Source organism: Rheinheimera sp. WS51 (assembly GCF_050936095.1).
Taxonomy (GTDB): Bacteria; Pseudomonadota; Gammaproteobacteria; order Enterobacterales; family Alteromonadaceae; genus Alishewanella.
Map to the genome: position 1 here is coordinate 1 of NZ_JBOTRC010000007.1, position 16,257 is coordinate 16,257.

Annotated in this window: 17 protein-coding genes; 3 read left to right on the plus strand and 14 right to left on the minus strand. The window is 39.5% G+C overall.

The window, feature by feature from the left end; genetic code table 11:
* Positions 1-3: 3 nt before the first annotated feature.
* Complete coding sequence (locus ACRCA4_RS09470) at positions 4-1,401, minus strand: alanine/glycine:cation symporter family protein (RefSeq protein WP_433187442.1); 1,398 nt, start codon at positions 1,399-1,401, stop codon at positions 4-6.
* Positions 1,402-1,430: 29 nt separating this feature from the next.
* On the minus strand, positions 1,431-2,645 hold the full coding sequence (locus ACRCA4_RS09475; protein WP_433187445.1) for a pyridoxal phosphate-dependent aminotransferase: 1,215 nt from the start codon (positions 2,643-2,645) through the stop codon (positions 1,431-1,433).
* 196 nt (positions 2,646-2,841) lie between these two features.
* Here ACRCA4_RS09475 and ACRCA4_RS09480 point away from each other — a divergent pair, with 196 nt between their 5' ends.
* Both ACRCA4_RS09480 and ACRCA4_RS09485 read left to right on the plus strand, forming a co-directional pair.
* The gene (locus tag ACRCA4_RS09480; protein WP_433187448.1) at positions 2,842-3,771 is read left to right on the plus strand and encodes a glucosaminidase domain-containing protein; all 930 of its coding nucleotides are present in this window, start codon (positions 2,842-2,844) and stop codon (positions 3,769-3,771) included.
* Between the two features lies 1 nt (position 3,772).
* Complete coding sequence (locus ACRCA4_RS09485) at positions 3,773-4,435, plus strand: DUF2987 domain-containing protein (protein ID WP_433187451.1); 663 nt, start codon at positions 3,773-3,775, stop codon at positions 4,433-4,435.
* Positions 4,436-4,563: 128 nt separating this feature from the next.
* On the opposite strand, the gene ttcA is transcribed toward ACRCA4_RS09485, so the two are convergent.
* The 11 genes from ttcA to ccoN all read right to left on the minus strand — a co-directional run bounded on the left by ttcA (position 4,564) and on the right by ccoN (position 14,379).
* Positions 4,564-5,481, minus strand: coding sequence for a tRNA 2-thiocytidine(32) synthetase TtcA (ttcA, locus tag ACRCA4_RS09490; RefSeq protein WP_433187453.1), 918 nt, complete (start codon positions 5,479-5,481; stop codon positions 4,564-4,566).
* A gap of 87 nt (positions 5,482-5,568) precedes the next feature.
* Entirely contained in the window at positions 5,569-6,501 is a 933-nt protein-coding gene (gene uspE / locus ACRCA4_RS09495) for a universal stress protein UspE (protein ID WP_433187456.1), read from the minus strand.
* A gap of 103 nt (positions 6,502-6,604) precedes the next feature.
* Entirely contained in the window at positions 6,605-7,318 is a 714-nt protein-coding gene (fnr, locus tag ACRCA4_RS09500) for a fumarate/nitrate reduction transcriptional regulator Fnr (RefSeq protein ID WP_433187459.1), read from the minus strand.
* A gap of 36 nt (positions 7,319-7,354) precedes the next feature.
* Entirely contained in the window at positions 7,355-8,029 is a 675-nt protein-coding gene (locus tag ACRCA4_RS09505) for a sulfite exporter TauE/SafE family protein (RefSeq protein ID WP_433187462.1), read from the minus strand.
* Entirely contained in the window at positions 8,022-8,213 is a 192-nt protein-coding gene (gene ccoS, locus ACRCA4_RS09510; protein ID WP_433187465.1) for a cbb3-type cytochrome oxidase assembly protein CcoS, read from the minus strand. Before ccoS ends, ACRCA4_RS09505 begins: the two co-directional genes overlap by 8 nt.
* Positions 8,210-10,591 (minus strand): heavy metal translocating P-type ATPase, encoded by a 2,382-nt coding sequence (locus tag ACRCA4_RS09515; protein WP_433187468.1) that lies wholly within the window; start codon positions 10,589-10,591, stop codon positions 8,210-8,212. Before ACRCA4_RS09515 ends, ccoS begins: the two co-directional genes overlap by 4 nt.
* Positions 10,592-10,603: 12 nt before the next feature.
* The gene (locus ACRCA4_RS09520; RefSeq protein WP_433187471.1) at positions 10,604-11,089 is read right to left on the minus strand and encodes a FixH family protein; all 486 of its coding nucleotides are present in this window, start codon (positions 11,087-11,089) and stop codon (positions 10,604-10,606) included.
* Positions 11,090-11,165: 76 nt separating this feature from the next.
* Positions 11,166-12,146, minus strand: a complete 981-nt coding sequence (gene ccoP, locus ACRCA4_RS09525) for a cytochrome-c oxidase, cbb3-type subunit III (protein ID WP_433187474.1) — start codon at positions 12,144-12,146, stop codon at positions 11,166-11,168.
* Positions 12,139-12,321 carry a cbb3-type cytochrome oxidase subunit 3 gene (locus ACRCA4_RS09530; protein WP_433187477.1) on the minus strand — a complete coding sequence of 61 codons (183 nt, stop codon included), beginning with the start codon at positions 12,319-12,321 and terminating at the stop codon, positions 12,139-12,141. Before ACRCA4_RS09530 ends, ccoP begins: the two co-directional genes overlap by 8 nt.
* Before the next feature lie 5 nt (positions 12,322-12,326).
* The gene (gene ccoO / locus ACRCA4_RS09535; protein ID WP_433187480.1) at positions 12,327-12,938 is read right to left on the minus strand and encodes a cytochrome-c oxidase, cbb3-type subunit II; all 612 of its coding nucleotides are present in this window, start codon (positions 12,936-12,938) and stop codon (positions 12,327-12,329) included.
* Positions 12,939-12,948: 10 nt separating this feature from the next.
* Positions 12,949-14,379: a cytochrome-c oxidase, cbb3-type subunit I gene (gene ccoN / locus ACRCA4_RS09540; RefSeq protein WP_433187483.1), complete on the minus strand. Its 1,431-nt coding sequence runs from the start codon at positions 14,377-14,379 to the stop codon at positions 12,949-12,951.
* Between the two features lie 273 nt (positions 14,380-14,652).
* Here ccoN and ACRCA4_RS09545 point away from each other — a divergent pair, with 273 nt between their 5' ends.
* Positions 14,653-15,072 carry a hypothetical protein gene (locus ACRCA4_RS09545; protein ID WP_433187486.1) on the plus strand — a complete coding sequence of 140 codons (420 nt, stop codon included), beginning with the start codon at positions 14,653-14,655 and terminating at the stop codon, positions 15,070-15,072.
* 109 nt (positions 15,073-15,181) lie between these two features.
* On the opposite strand, the gene gap is transcribed toward ACRCA4_RS09545, so the two are convergent.
* Positions 15,182-16,192, minus strand: coding sequence for a type I glyceraldehyde-3-phosphate dehydrogenase (gene gap / locus ACRCA4_RS09550; RefSeq protein WP_433187489.1), 1,011 nt, complete (start codon positions 16,190-16,192; stop codon positions 15,182-15,184).
* Positions 16,193-16,257: the final 65 nt, after the last annotated feature.

Genomic DNA, 16,257 nt, shown 5'->3' on the forward strand with positions numbered 1-16,257 from the left:
TTGTCACTTGTCACTTGTCACTTGTCGCCAGTAAATGGCTAAATCGCGTCTAACCTCAGGTAGTAACATATATAAAGCTAATATATTAGGTACCGCCATTAAAAATATCATTGAATCTATAAAATTAAATACCGCCATAATATTGGGTACCGCGCCAATAGACACAATAAGACAAAATAGCACTTTATAAATAGTGGTTGCCTTGTGGCCTGTGCCAAATATATAGCGCCAACCCGTCAAGCCATAATACGACCAACTTACTACGGTGGAAAAGCCAAACAATAAAAGCGCAACCATTAACACCCATGGAAACCAACTAAATATTGAAGCAAAGGCACTAGATGTTATTTCAACCCCATCTAAGCCTGCCGTTTGATAGGCACCGGTTAGAATAATAACTAAGGCAGTAATAGTGCAAATAACCACAGTATCAATAAAGGGCTCTAGTAAAGCCACAAAGCCTTGGCTGATAGGATTTTTAGTTTGTGCCGCCGCATGCGCTATAGGGGAGGAACCCACGCCGGCTTCATTAGAATAGGCCGCACGACGAAAACCTTGAATAAGCACGCCAATAAAGCCACCATAACCCGCTTCAGGGGTGAAAGCACTAGAAATAATTAGCGCAAAGGCTGCTGGAATTTGAGTTAAATGAACGGCCATCACCCCAAGTGCTGCAAATAAATATATAGCACACATTAAGGGCACTAATTTACTTGTTACTTTAGCGATACTTTTTAAACCACCAATAATGACCAGGGCAACTAAGCCTGCATAAATGGCACCAAATAACCAAGCATTGTTAAAACCGGTAACGGTTTTAAGTTGCACAAAGCCTTGATTAACATGGACAAAGCCCGCTGAGCCAAAGATAACAAAAACTGAGAATGCAATAGCTAAAATAGAGCCAAGTAGCGGCAAGTTACATTTATCAAAAGCCGCTTTAATATAAAACATTGGCCCACCAGAGACACTGCCATCAGCATTAATTTGTCTATATTTAACCGCCAGTGTACACTCGATAAACTTAGTCGACATACCCAAGAGACCAGCAATAATCATCCAAAAGGTTGCACCGGGGCCGCCTAAACTAATGGCTAAGGCAACACCTGCAATATTTCCTGTGCCTACTGTTCCTGATAGCGCTGTTGTTAAGGCTTGAAACGGTGTGATCTCACCACTTTCACCTGTCGTTTTATTATTCTTTAATAAGCCAATTGCATGGCCAAAGCCACGAATATTAATAAAGCCTAATGACAGCGTAAAAAATAAAGCACCTAAAATTAGCCACAACAGTACTAAGGGAACTTCAGTACCGTTAACATTAAATGTATAAAAAACCACACTCGCTAAATGATTAGTCAGCTGCTCAAAAATATCTTGGAAATTAACGTTATCAGTCATAGTTATTCGTTTTATTTATCAAAAAAAGCTTATTGTTTATAGCTCGCTAAAAAATGTTCAAGTTCAGTTATAGCAGAGGTAAGTTGGTCTTTATGTGGTAAAAATACCAGTCTAAAATAGTCTGGGGTAGGCCAATTAAAAGCACGGCCATGAACTAATAACACTTTTTTCTGACGTAAAAAGTCTAAAACAAATTGCTCATCATTGTGTATCTTTAGCTTTTTTTGATCAAATTTAGCAAAAAGATACATGGCGCCCTTAGGTCGAATACAGCTTAAACCATCAATTTGATTTATCAAATTATGGGCTAAATCCATTTGCTGATATAAGCGACCCTCGGGTTGCACCAATTTATCAATACTTTGATAGCCACCCAAAGCAGTTTGAATGGCATGCTGACAGGGCACATTGGCGCAAAGGCGCATAGAAGCTAGAATATTTAGCCCTTCAATATATGCTCTGGCCTGCATTTTAGCGCCAGATACTAATAACCAGCCAACTCTAAAACCAGCAATGCGATAGTTTTTAGATAAACCGCTAAATGTTAATATAAATAAATCGTCAGCTAGTGCGGCGGTGCTAACATGTTGGCTGTCGTCATAAAGTACTTTATCGTAAATCTCATCGCTTAATACAACTAACTTATGCTCACGGGCTAGCTGCAATAGCGCTAGTAAAAAGGCTTTATGATACACCGCACCAGTCGGGTTATTCGGGTTAATTAACACAATGGCTTTAGTGTTTGCCGTAATTTTAGCTTTGATATCATCAAGTGCTGGCAGCCAACCTTGTTTGTCATCACAATGATAATGCACCGCTTTGCCACCGGCTAAGTTAACGGCTGCAGTCCATAATGGATAATCTGGGGCCGGAATTAATACCTCATCGTTATTATTAAGTAAGGCTTGTAGTGACATTAAGATAAGTTCAGATACGCCATTACCAATATATACATCATCAGCATCGGCAGTTAAGATCCCGCGTTGCTGGTAATACTGAGCAACAGCCACTCTGGCTGAGTAGATACCTTGTGCATCAGAGTAGCCTTGGGCAGACGGTAAATTATGAATCACATGCTTTAAAATTTCATCGGGCGCTTCAAAGCCAAATAAGGCAGGGTTACCAATATTTAACTTAAGAATGCGTTGCCCTTCATCCTCCATCTTTTTAGCTTCTTGAGCAATAGGACCTCTAATGTCATAACAAACGCCATTGAGTTTAGTGGAGCGGGGGATAAATTCCATATATTGGCCTTAAAACACATCTAACCATCTAGGTTGCTATAATTTAAGCGTCCATTTTTTACATACTTGAAGTAAGTTTGCAATGTATTTTATAGCTTATTTTCATTTCAGCGCTCAGAACAGAGCAAATTAGCGAATGGGTCGTAAAGTCAAAGATATCTAGGTAAAATAGACAGCTTAAAATGTTAGGGTGTTTATGGTAAATAAAACACTAAGTACAAAACGCTTAGCGCTGCAAGCTAAATGGGTATTTAAGGATCAGATGTTTATTCGTAAAGTGTTGCTAACCATTTTTTGGTTAGGTTTTATCGTTGCATTAATTAGCCCTTTTACTGAGTTAGAGCCAGTTTGGCAGCAAGACTCATTACAAGACTGGCAGCAACCTAGCAGATTAGAAGGGCTAAATAGCAAAGATAAAGTAAAGCTCTCGCAAAGACTATCCTATACTCTGCCATTACCCGAGCAGCAGCCGTTGCCAGACTTTAATGCTTTTAGCCAGACGTCTGATAAAAAAAGAGCATTTTTTGCTTACTTAAAACCCCATGTTAAGCGTGAGAACGCACGTTTGCGCAGTTTGAGAAGTCAATTGCTAGAAATTATCGAAAAACGACAAAAAGGTTTACAGCTAACCGCTATTGAAAATGCTTTTTTATACAGTTTATATGATGAATTTAGGCTAGAGGTGACTACGTCTGACAACAATACAATGACAGCATTATTAAGCAGAGTGGATATTATTCCACAAAGCTTAGTATTGATGCAGGCTGCCAATGAATCTGCCTGGGGAACCAGCCGTTTTGCCGTTGAAGGTTATAATTTTTTTGGCCAGTGGTGCTTTAAGCAAGGCTGCGGCATTATTCCTTCATCACGAGATGAAGGCCAGTTGCATGAAGTGGCTAAGTTTAATGGGCCGGCTCAAAGTATAGCCAGTTACTTTTATAACTTAAACTCATTCTATACATACCAACATTTGCGTGAAATAAGGCAGCAATTAAGGCAGCAAAATAAACCACTACGTGGTGAAAAATTAGCCGAAGGTTTATCGGCGTACTCTGAGCGTGGCGAAGAATATATTGCTGAAATACAAAGTATGATCCGTTATAACCGCAAGTTTTTGGAGCAGTAAAATGTATAAGTTTTTATTCTTGGTCTTGTTAACAGCACTGCCATCTCATGCAACTATGATGATAAGCTACGATAGCTTATACAAAAAAATGAAAACGCTTCAAAAGCCTGAATTTACTGATTTAACCTTAGCTTTTTTACTGACCAATACTGATCGAAAAGGCGAGTGCCGCTTTATAGATTTACGCTTAACCAGTGATATCCACAATGTTCCTTTGTTTTTATTTGCTAACGGTGAAATTAACTTACCTTATGATGAAGCATTAAAAGACAGTAAGGCACGGCTTATTTTACAACAAGCAGATAACCACCCAAGCTGTGAGTTAACCTTACGCTTGCGCACTAGAATGCCATTACAGCAGACTATGAGCCAACAAGAGCTAAACCATTTTCAGCAACAATTTACTTTAGTTTTAACGGAGTTAGCTGGTAGTGTAAGTAAACGTTGGTTGCCTGAAGTAACTGGTGTAATAGCCGTTTTTTCACAGCAAGACAGCCCAGAGCATCAACTAACGCCAGAGCAACAAGATGTAACCAAATGCCAACAACAACGCTGCGAAATACGCTTAAAAGCACTTGATGCGCCAGCAACTAGGCAATGGCATTTTGCTGAAAAACCAATTTATTTATTGCCGTTGCTAGAGCAAAATAACCCTGCCAATTAAAAAGGTTAATTGAGCTGAAATAAAGAGTAAGCCAGAGTCACAGAGATTAATCGTTTGATTAGTGGTGGGAAAAAAAAGAACACAAACCCAAATAAGCTTGTGTTCAATAAATTTACGTTGGCAAAATTTTAACTTAAAGCAATATAGTGCACTTCTGAGGTTTCTTCATCTTCATCTGTAACAAAGCCAACAGGAATAGCTGAAATTGTTGGTTTATCAAAAGCGGTATCACCTTCGATCACGCTTGTGTCCTTACTCAATTGGGCGAAGTTAAATAAGTTTTTATCAACCATATGTGACGGCACAATGTTTTGCATAGACTGAAACATGGTTTCAATACGGCCTGGGAAGCGTTTATCCCAGTCTTGTAGCATTTCTTTAACCACTTGACGCTGAAGGCCATCTTGCGAGCCGCATAAATTACAAGGAATAATAGGGAAGGCTTTAGCGACTGAAAACTTTTCAATATCTTTTTCTTTGCAATAAACTAAAGGCCGGATCACTATGTGCTCACCATTATCACTAACAAGTTTTGGTGGCATCGACTTCATTTTGCCACCAAAGAACATGTTTAAAAATAAGGTTTCAAGCATATCATCACGATGATGACCTAAAGCAATTTTAGTTGCGCCTAATTCGTTTGCCGTGCGGTATAAAATGCCCCTACGCAAGCGTGAACACAGCGAGCAAGTTGTTTTACCTTCAGGAATTTTTTCTTTAACAATAGAATACGTATCTTCATTAACAATAAGATACTCAACGCCAAGCTCATCTAGGTAGTTAGGTAACACATGCTCAGGAAAGCCAGGTTGCTTTTGATCTAAATTAACGGCGATTATGCTAAAGTTGATAGGGGCAGACTTTTGCAAATTAAGCAAAATATCAAGCATAGTGTATGAGTCTTTACCGCCCGATAAACAAACCATAATTTTATCGCCGTCTTCAACCATATTAAAATCGGCTATTGCTTGTCCTACATTGCGGCGTAAGCGTTTATGTAATTTATTTAAACTATACTGGGCTTTAGCTTGCGCTGCGTGAGTCATAATATTGAACCTGAATCTAAAATGGCGCACATTATAACTAAGGCAAGGCAAATACCAAAGCAACCTAAGCCTAAAACCGCTTTAATTTTAATTTTTTTGTAATGGACTAATAAAATCGGCCGGTTTTACTGCCAGTACATCACAATCTAATTGGTCAATCACATGCTCTGCAGTGTTGCCAATAATAGCTGCAGAAAATCCCGTGCGGCCAATAGTGCCTATAACTACCATTAACGCATTATGCTCTTTTACTACATTGGGAATAGCATCCTCAGGCATACCTTCAATAACATGACAGCGTTGTTGTGGAATATTGAATTGTTGAGCTAGCTTAGCTACAGCATCAATATGGTGCTGTTTCATACTTTGATTATATTCTTGTGGATTAAATTCGGGGATCTCAATGGCAATATTAACGGGCGTGCCAGGGAAGGCATTAACTAAATGCACTTTAGCATCAAGTAAGGCCGCCATTTGCAGTGCCTTTTTAACAATACGCTGATCAAGCTCTGAGTGATGGTCTTGCTCACTACCAGCATGAACGGCAGCTATAATATTACGTTGTGTCGGCCATTCGTGTTCTTTTATTAACAGCACAGGGCAGGGACACTTGCGCAAAATATGCCAGTCTGTTGGTGTGAATATCATTGATTTTAATACATCATGATCATGAGTGCCTTTAATAACAAAATCAATATTTTGCTCTATGGCAGTATGGACAATAGCTTCAAAAGGGCGGTTATGCCATACCACCAATATTTCTATATCAAGCTCTGCGCTATGGGTTTGATTAAGAAGCTGTTGGATCCACTGCTCACGATCAGCAATAACTGCTTGGCGCATTGACTCACGCTCTGTGCCCGAAAGCATCGTTGTCATTTCATAAGAAAAATCATAAACAGTTAAAAATATAGTTAATCGACAGGGCTGCAATTTTGCCAATTGAATTGCACGATTAAGTGCTTTTTGCTGCTCTGCGGCAGGATCTAATACTACTAAGACATTGCTATAAGCAGACATAGCCGACTCCTCATCATAATGCGGGTTATAGTGTTTAGATTAGTATAGTCACATAATAGGATAACCGGGGGTAATTAACTTAAAATTTATACTAATTTAAATCTTAACACCGCGCAGATAAGGATGCTAATTCAGATAGTTGACTAGGATTAGTAATTTTAATTAGCTTGCCTTCCACGGTGATAAGTTGCGCTTTATTTAACTTACTTAGGAGCCGACTTACCGTTTCAACCGTTAAGCCTAAATAATTACCAATATCACTACGAGTCATGGTTAGCCTAAATTCAGTTCCAGCAAAGCCTCGACTTGCATAACGTTGTGATAGCTGCTGAATAAAGCTGGCTAGCTTTTGCTCTGCTGTTTTATGATTTAATAGCAGCATCATTTGCTGATCAGCTTGAATATCTTGACTCATTAAGCGCATTATTTGTTGGCGTAAACGGGGTAACTGACCTAGTAAATGTTCTAAATTAGTTAAAGGTATTTCGCACACCATAGCCGTTTCTAATGCTTCAGCATAGCTAGGATGTTGTTCGGTATTAAAGGCATCAAAACCTAAAATATCACCAGGTAAATGAAAGCCGGTAATTTGCTGATCACCTTGCGTCGTGATAGTAAAACTTTTGAAAGTGCCCGAGCGAATAGCGAATAGCGATTTTTGCGCCATCCCAGCTGTGAATAACATATCTCCTTTATGAAACGGTTTTTTACGCTGAATAATATCGTCAAGCTGATCCATTTCTAAGCGGTTTAATGAAAAAGGTAAACATAACTGACTAAAACCACAATCTTGACACTTTAAAGCAGATTTCTGCATGTTTAGACCTTTTATAAGATAAGTTAAAATTAAAGCTTAATGAAAAAGCCGACTCGCAGCAAGCCAAAGGGTATATAACCCATAAGACGCTAATATTAAAGCGGTCAGGTATCTTACTATTAAATTATTTTTTATGGTGTTTAACCTTTGTGCTGCAAGACCAGAAAGTAAAATGGCAGGTAGAGTGCCCAGACCAAAAGCAAACATAACAAGAGCGCCAGCGCTAGCGCCGCCACTGACTAAACTCCAACTTAAAGCACTATAAACTAAACCACAAGGCAGCCATCCCCAGCATAAGCCATATAAATAGGCTTTTTTTGTCGAGTCTAAAGGCAAGCAATGTTTAGTCAGAGGTTGAATATAACGCCAAATACCTTGGCCGAGTTGTTCTAATTTCAATAGGCCAAACCAAAGCCGGCTAATATAGAGCGCAATTGCAATCAATAATAAACCCGCAACTAAGCGTAACCATAATAATGAGCCGCCAGCTAATTGCATTGCGCTAGCGCCAAAATAACCCACAGCAGCACCAAATAAACTATAAGTAGATAAACGGCCTAAGCTTAAAACCAGCTGTAACCAAAGTTTTCGTGCGGTATTAGCTTTTGGCATTGCTAATTGTAAGGCGGCCACTATGCCGCCACACATAACTAAGCAATGACTACTTCCAATAAAACCAATTGCTATAGCCGCAATAACATCATTACTCATGGTGTTTGGACTTATCAGACGAAGTTTTTAACTGTTTTTTTTCGTTTGTTTCATCAAATAAGATACTAAAGCCTTGTTTTTCTAAATCGTCAAATTGGCCTCTACGCACCGCCCAAAAAAATATTGTTAAGCCAAACACAACGAATAAAATAGCAATAGGGATTAGAATATAGATAACGTTCATATTTTTAATAGCCTTAACGAGTTAGAGACAACTAGCAATGAACTAAAAGACATTCCTAACACCGCAATATAAGGAGACACAAAACCAGCGACAGCCAAAGGGATAATAATCACATTATAGCCTACAGCCCAAGCTAAGTTTTGTTTTAGTCTAAGCTTAGCCAGTTTACTCCCTTTAACGAGTTTTAATAACAAACTAAGATCAGGCTTTAATAATACCACATCAGCTTGGTTTTTAGATAAATCGGTGCCAGACTGCAACGCAACAGAAACATGCGCAGCATGAAAAGCAGGACTATCATTAATACCATCACCTAGCATCATAACGTTATGGCCCTTAGCAACAAGCGTTTGTATATGTGCAACTTTTTGCTCTGGTGAACAGCCTTTATGCATAATATCAAACCCAAGTTGCTGCTGAAGCTGCTCTGCTTGACTAGAGCTATCGCCGGTTAACATAACAAGTTGATAGCCCTTAGATTTTAACTGTGATACTAAACGTGGAATTTCAGGTCGCAATGCATCTTGTAAACTAACACTGGCAATAAGTTGCTCACCAATAGATAGATAGACCATAGCGTCTGCAACGGCATCGACTTGACAGAACTTAGCGCTACCCACTTTAATTAGTTGCTGTTGATGGTAAGCAGAAATCCCACCACCTACAGTGATCTCTATCTGTGATAACGATAAAGGCTGCTGGTAAAAAGGGCTAAACGCACGGCCAATAGGATGCTCAGAGTTAATTTCTAAGTTAGCAATAATATTTAGTACTTGTTCGCGGTTATAGTTGTTATTAAAAAGCTGTACGTGGTTTAGTGAAAATTGGCCTTGAGTTAAGGTACCGGTTTTATCAAATACAATATGGCTAATATCAGGGATCGCATCTAAAGCTTCACTATTTTTAACTAAAATACCTTGCCTATTTAATTGTGCTAATGAGCAAGTAACAGCTGTTGGCGCAGCTAGGCTTAAAGCGCAAGGGCAGGTGGCGACTAACACTGAAAGCGTAACCCAAAAAGCACGATCAGGATCTAACCAGAAATACCACAGTAAGAAAGTAAGTACCGCAATAAGTAACAGTTTCTCAATAAAGTTTTGCGCTAACTTATCCGTTTTTTGCAATAAGGCGGGTTTTTGACTAAAAGTACGGTGTTGCAGAGCAATAATTTGGCCCAATCGAGAAGCCATTAGCGGTGTAATTACGCTAACCTGAATTAATCCGTTATGATTTACGCTGCCGGCAAGGACGGTATCATCGAGGTTTTTCTCTATAGCCCTATATTCACCGGTAAGCATAGACTCATCAACAGTGGTATCACCTTGAATAATGACGCCATCAGCAGCAATGGTTTCACCGGGTTTAATTAGAATAATATCATCAGCTTTTAAGCGCCGAGCCGAGACAATCTGTTGCTCATTATTGCTAATTAAGGTTGCACTAACTGGCATGACTTTTAGCAAGTTACTTGTCGCGTCTCTGGCTTTAGCGCGCGCGCGGAACTCAAAAAATTTACCTAACTGCAATAGAAAAGTGAACATACAGACAGATTCAAAATAAACTTCACCTGTATTAAATATGGTAGCGTAGGCAGATGCGGCAAAAGTATAATAAATAGCCAGGCTAACAGGCACATCCATATTTAATTGCCGGCTTTTAACACTACGTAAGGCACTACGTAAAAAAGGCAATGCTGAATACAACACAACGGGTAGGGTTAGCAGCAGGCTAATCCAACGCAAATACCCTTGATGAGATTGTTCAATGCCGGTGTAATCACCAAAGTATAAAGCAAAAGCAATAGTCATCACCTGCATTGATATAATGCCAGATACGGCTAAGCGTTTTAAATAGTGACTAAGCTCTTGTTTAAAGCTCTGCTCTTCTTTATCCGCTATAAAAGGGCTGGCTTGATAGCCAATTTCTTGCAGTGCTGAAATAATTTGACTTAGAGGCAACTTTTGAGCATGCCAGAGTAAGTAGCAACGTTGGGTAGTTGAATTAACATTCACTTTAGCTATTTCGGCAAATTGTCGTAGTTGCTTTTCAATCAACCAAGCGCAAGCAGCACAGCTAATGCCTTCGATAGATAGTTCAATTTCATTTAACTCACCATGAAGCTGGCTAATATCGTCTAGTACATCACTTGAGTCATAATGGCTTAATTCGTTTTTAATGGAGTCTGGTAAAGGTGCCGCTTTTGTAGCAGGCGCAGTCCTAAAGCGGTAATAGTCAGCTAAATTGCTATCAATAATTGTTTGGGCAACAGCAAGGCAACCCGGGCAACAAAAGTGACGGCTTTTGTCATCAAAAACAAGTGTATAGTCAGCAGTTGTAGGAACTGACTCATGACAATGAAAACAGCGAGTCGTACTCACAAAACTGTCCTGTTAATAGCCTAAGGGAATTTCTTCCGTAGAAGGTAAAATTAAATTAGCTCTAAGCTTCCAATCCGTAGAGTCATCAGAAACAACAATACGCCAGTTGCCTTCTAGTGCGCTTGGTAGCGTCGCAATATAAAGAAGTTGGCCACTGCGCTGGGCAATAAGTTCAAAATCTTTCACCGACATTGTTGGGTGATAAAATGACAGTAACACTGTGTCTTGTAATGTTTTATTATGACTAAAACGAATAATCACTTGGTTTGCTGCAATAAGCACCTTAGCCTCTAGGTTACGCAGTTCAGCTTCTCGATATAAGGCCAGTTGTTGATTAATTGCTTGGCCTTCTTTGTAGTAGTCATCTACAACCATATCAGGAATGTTACCTTGCATTATGTAAACGGTATGCACAGCTTTAAGGGCGGTAAAAACCGGTATAGCGATTAGAAGCCAAGGCCATAATTGCTTATACCAAGGTTTAATATCTTGCTGCATAACAACCTCATTTTAGATAGAAATAAGCCCCGCAACCGGGGCTTATAAATTTACTACACCAACACTTAAGGCTGGATTAATTAGCTGGCTTTTCTGGGTTAGCTAAACGATAGACATAAGCAGTTAAGATATGTACTTTATCTTCGCCCAAGGTTTTATGAAATGGTGGCATTTCACCAGCACGGCCTAAGTTAATAGTTTCAGTTACTGCTCTAGCTGAGCCACCATATAACCAAACGTTATCTGTTAGGTTTGGCGCGCCAAAGGGTAGGTTATGAGCAAGACTGCCTTTACCATCCATACCATGACAAGCAGCACATAAAGCAAATTTAGCTTTACCTGCATTGGCATCTACTTGATCAACTTCACGACCAGATAAGCTTAAAACATAGGCGGTCATTTCTTTTACGCCTTGTTCGCCACCTAAGGCTTCAGTCCAAGAAGGCATGGCAGCTTTACGACCAAACATAATCGTTTCTTTAATTTTGTCTGGGGTACCACCATATAACCAATCGGTATCGGTTAAATTAGGAAAACCTTTTTGGCCACGCGCATCTGAACCATGACATAGCGAGCAGTTTTGTAAAAACAGGCGCTGACCTATTTTTATAGCCTCATCATCATAAGCTAAGTCAATCACATCACGCTGGGCGAATTGTTGAAATATAGGGCCATATTTTTCATTGGCAACTTCAACTTCGCGATCAAGCTGAACTCGGTGGCCTTCAGCTTTGGCTAATTCCACAGCAGCACGAGACTCTTCTAAGGTTTTAATGCCTTGGTTAGAGCTAGTCCAGTTTAAAAAGCCTTTAAAGTTACCTAAGCCTGGGTATAGGGCTAAATAGAAAACAGACCATACGATAGTTAAATAAAATAAATAGGTCCACCAGCGAGGTAGTGGGTTATTTACTTCTTGAATACCATCAACCACATGATCGGTTACTTCACCCTCTGGAACGTCTACATAGTTTTTCAAACTAATGGTTAATAACCAAAAGCAACCTATGATAACGGGTAGGGTTAAAACAATGATCCAAGCACTCCAAAAGCTACTCATGATCTGACTCCTGTTTGGTTTCTTGTTGTTGTTTTTTCAGTTCGTCGCCGAATACTAAGTTCGCAGCCTGATCGAAATCTTTTTTGCGTTTTAAGACAAAAGTCCAAAACACAAAAGAGACAAAAGCAACAAACAAAATTACCGTGTAAATACTGTGAATATCTGCATATGTCATAGTGGTTACTTCAAGTGTGTGCCAAGTGATTGTAAGTAAGCAATTAAGGCTTCCATTTCTGTTTTGCCTTTAACTGCTTCTACAGCGCCTGCAATATCGTCATCAGTATAAGGTAAGCCTAGCTGACGCAATACTTCCATCTTTTTCACCGTATCTTTGCCATCCAATAGGTTAGTTTCTAACCAAGGGAAGCCCGGCATATTAGACTCTGGCACTACAGAGCGAGGATCAACTAAGTGAGCATGATGCCAATCGTCACTATAGCGTTCACCAACGCGAGCTAAATCAGGGCCTGTACGCTTAGAACCCCATAAAAATGGGTGATCCCAAACACTTTCACCCGCTACAGAGTAGTGACCATAACGCTCAACTTCATGGCGAAATGGTCTGATCATTTGGCTATGGCAACCTACACAACCTTCACGGATATAAATATCACGACCTTCTAATTCTAAAGGTGAATAAGGGGTCATACCGGTTACAGGTTCGCTCATTTCATCGATAAATAGCAATGGAGTTAACTGAACTAAGGTACCAAAAGAGATGGCAACACAAATTAAAACAGTCAGTAAACCAACGCTTTTTTCAATCTTTTCATGATGATTCTTATTAGACATGATCTACCTCTTACGCAGCCGCTGGCACTGGATCTGCCAAGCTTTCTTTCGGTGCACGAATAGTTTTAAATACGTTGTAAGCCATTAATAACATACCGGCTACAACAAATACTCCACCTACAAAGCGCATAAAGTAGAATGGCTTAGAGGCTTCAAGACTTTGTACAAAACTATAAGTTAAGGTGCCATCAGTGTTTACTGCACTCCACATCATGCCTTGGGTAATACCCGATATCCACATTGCAACGATATACAATACAACACCAATAGTATGTAACCAGAAGTGTGAGTTAATTAATGTCGTACTGTACATACGGGTTTTATTGTATAACACCGGAATAAGGTGATAGATAGCACCAATCGAAATCATGGCTACCCAACCTAAAGCACCAGAGTGAACATGACCTACCGTCCAGTCAGTATAGTGCGATAACGCGTTAACTGATTTAATTGCCATCATAGGGCCTTCAAAGGTAGACATACCGTAGAAAGACAATGAAACAATTAAGAAACGTAAAATAGGATCGGTTTTAAGCTTATGCCAAGCGCCAGATAGGGTCATAATACCGTTAATCATACCGCCCCAGCTTGGCACGAATAGAATAACAGACATCACCATACCTAAAGATTGAGTCCAATCAGGTAGCGCTGTATAAATTAAATGGTGAGAACCAACCCAGATATATAAAGCAATTAGTGCCCAGAAGTGAACTATAGATAAACGGTAAGAATAAACCGGGCGACCCGCTTGCTTAGGTACGAAGTAATACATCATGCCTAAGAAACCTGCAGTAAGTAAGAAACCAACCGCATTATGGCCATACCACCATTGCACCATTGCATCTACAGTACCCGCATAAATAGAATATGACTTAAAGGCACTAACGGGGATAGCCATGCTATTCACTACGTGCAAAGCGGCAATAGTTAAAATAAAACCACCGTAGAACCAGTTAGCCACATAAATATGGCTTGTTTTACGCTTAACTAAGGTACCGAAAAATACGATGGCGTAAGAAATCCACACGATAGTAATTAAAATATCGATAGGCCACTCAAGCTCTGCATACTCTTTGGTTGAAGTTAAGCCCATAGGTAAGGTTATAACAGCGGCAACGATAATTGCTTGCCAACCCCAGAAGGTAAACATAGCTAGCTTTTCAGCAAACAATCGTACCTGGCAGGTACGTTGTACAACATAATAACTCGTAGCGAATAATGCGCTAGTACCAAATGCGAAAATAACCGCATTGGTATGTAAAGGACGTAGGCGACTATAGGTCAACCAAGGTATATCAAAGTTTAATGCTGGCCAGTATAACTGGGCCGCGATAAAAACGCCCATCCCCATGCCGATAATACCCCAAATTACGGTAGTTACGGCAAAAAGGCGGACAACGCTATAGTTGTAATCAACATTTAACGATTTAGTCTGGATCATGTTGAGTTCCGCTGAAGTTTGTGCTGGTTACTAGAAAAAGTTGCCTAAGCAACCGTTGTTATTAACCATATGTTAATTTTAACAAATAATTTTTATATGGTTATTTTGACTATATATATTAAGGTGTTTAGCCAAGAAAAGATAGCCGAAACCGGTATTTTCTGGTTTAGAATACAGATCTGTTGAGCAAATGGGTATTTATAATGCAAATTTGCTCAATATATCTAATAGCCAGTACAATATTAGTTAACCCCATACAATTAAGGCTTATTTATGTCCCGCTTATTGCTACTGCTGTTTTCTATGTCGCTATTAATAAGCTGCAATAAAGCTCCAAACGGGAAAACACAAGCTGCTATTGTTGTTAGCACTGCCGATTGGCAATTGATGTTAAATGATCACCGTGCCCCGGTTGAAACACCGCTTATTTTTTCTTTAAGCTTTAACCCTGATATCAGCAAAGTCCCTGTGAATATTCAAGCAGAATTAGTGGGCGTTTCTATGTATATGGGGAAAATCCCGTTACAGTTCTCAAAGACAGCCAAGCAGAGCGGTAATCATTATAAAGCTGAGTTTTTACTAGGTGCATGTAGTATTCGCAAGATGCAATGGCAACTTAGCCTTAATATTAGATACGATGATGCTAGTGTAGATACAGAAACAGCCGTTTTTTATTCTAGCTGGGTTAACTAATTTATTTTAGGTAAAACACGACATCAGTTAAGGCATGTCGTGTTTCGATTGGGGTATTTTATTTAGGTTATTATTTGCTCACAATTTTAGCTGGCAAATTAAGCCCTAATTATAGAAATTGTTTTAATAATAGGGTGTTATCTAGCATTCTGTTACAAAAAGCCCATTCATTGTCATACCAAGCCATTACCTTGACTAATTTACCTTTAACGCGAGTTCCAGTCGCATCAAAAATGGCCGACATTGGGTGGTGATTAAAATCTATTGAAACAAGCGGTAGAGTATTAATTGCTAATACTTCATTTAATGGTGCACTCTTTGCTGCCTGAGCCATAATAGCGTTTACTTCCTCAACGCTGGTGTCTTTATTGGTTATAAAGCTAAGATCAACCAAAGAGACATTTAATGTAGGCACCCTAACGGCAAGGCCATCTAATTTACCCTCAAGTTCAGGCAAAACTAAGCCAACAGAGGCCGCAGCGCCTGTTTTAGTGGGTATCATCGACATAGCCGCAGCTCTAGCTCGGCGAGGATCTTTATGATGGGCATCTGTTAAACGTTGATCATTAGTATAAGCATGAATGCTGGTCATAATGCCAGATTCAATACCTAAAGCCTGATGTAAAGGCAGAACAACTGGGGCTAGGCAGTTAGTTGTGCAAGATGCATTAGATATAACCGCCATATCGGCATGAATGTTTTGATGGTTAACGCCATAAACAATTGTTGCATCTGCGCCTTTTGCTGGGGCTGATACAAGTACCTTCTTGCCACCAGCAGTAAGATGGGCCGCGGCTTTGCTGCGTTCGTTAAAAGCACCACTACATTCTAATACAATATCTATAGCTAATTTTTGCCAAGGTAACTGGCTAGGATCAGCTTTACGTAAAACGATGATCTTGTCTTTATTGACATAAATTGCCTCTGCTTCACTTTTAACGTCAGCGGCAAAAACACCATGAGCTGTATCATATTTTAATAAATGCGCATTCATAGCCGCATCGGCCAGATCGTTGATAGCAATAATTTTAATATCTTTATATTTTTCATTTTCGTATAAGGCTCTAACAATATTACGACCTATACGGCCAAAGCCATTAATTGCAACCCGAATTGTCATACAGACCTCTTTAATTTGTAGGCGATTATCAAATCAGTATGTTAGTTACAACTAAATATAGGCTA

What these genes read in the sequence shown, in the direction of transcription:
- ACRCA4_RS09530 (WP_433187477.1), bottom strand. Translation starts at nt 12,321, where the DNA reads ATGACATATGCAGATATTCACAGTATTTACACGGTAATTTTGTTTGTT.
- ACRCA4_RS09520 (WP_433187471.1), bottom strand. Translation starts at nt 11,089, where the DNA reads ATGCAGCAAGATATTAAACCTTGGTATAAGCAATTATGGCCTTGGCTT.
- ACRCA4_RS09505 (WP_433187462.1), bottom strand. Translation starts at nt 8,029, where the DNA reads ATGAGTAATGATGTTATTGCGGCTATAGCAATTGGTTTTATTGGAAGT.
- ttcA (WP_433187453.1), bottom strand. Translation starts at nt 5,481, where the DNA reads ATGACTCACGCAGCGCAAGCTAAAGCCCAGTATAGTTTAAATAAATTA.
- ACRCA4_RS09485 (WP_433187451.1), top strand. Translation starts at nt 3,773, where the DNA reads ATGTATAAGTTTTTATTCTTGGTCTTGTTAACAGCACTGCCATCTCAT.
- ccoO (WP_433187480.1), bottom strand. Translation starts at nt 12,938, where the DNA reads ATGTCTAATAAGAATCATCATGAAAAGATTGAAAAAAGCGTTGGTTTA.
- ccoP (WP_433187474.1), bottom strand. Translation starts at nt 12,146, where the DNA reads ATGAGTAGCTTTTGGAGTGCTTGGATCATTGTTTTAACCCTACCCGTT.
- ACRCA4_RS09470 (WP_433187442.1), bottom strand. Translation starts at nt 1,401, where the DNA reads ATGACTGATAACGTTAATTTCCAAGATATTTTTGAGCAGCTGACTAAT.
- ACRCA4_RS09475 (WP_433187445.1), bottom strand. Translation starts at nt 2,645, where the DNA reads ATGGAATTTATCCCCCGCTCCACTAAACTCAATGGCGTTTGTTATGAC.
- gap (WP_433187489.1), bottom strand. Translation starts at nt 16,192, where the DNA reads ATGACAATTCGGGTTGCAATTAATGGCTTTGGCCGTATAGGTCGTAAT.
- ccoN (WP_433187483.1), bottom strand. Translation starts at nt 14,379, where the DNA reads ATGATCCAGACTAAATCGTTAAATGTTGATTACAACTATAGCGTTGTC.
- ACRCA4_RS09480 (WP_433187448.1), top strand. Translation starts at nt 2,842, where the DNA reads ATGGTAAATAAAACACTAAGTACAAAACGCTTAGCGCTGCAAGCTAAA.
- fnr (WP_433187459.1), bottom strand. Translation starts at nt 7,318, where the DNA reads ATGCAGAAATCTGCTTTAAAGTGTCAAGATTGTGGTTTTAGTCAGTTA.
- uspE (WP_433187456.1), bottom strand. Translation starts at nt 6,501, where the DNA reads ATGTCTGCTTATAGCAATGTCTTAGTAGTATTAGATCCTGCCGCAGAG.
- ACRCA4_RS09545 (WP_433187486.1), top strand. Translation starts at nt 14,653, where the DNA reads ATGTCCCGCTTATTGCTACTGCTGTTTTCTATGTCGCTATTAATAAGC.
- ccoS (WP_433187465.1), bottom strand. Translation starts at nt 8,213, where the DNA reads ATGAACGTTATCTATATTCTAATCCCTATTGCTATTTTATTCGTTGTG.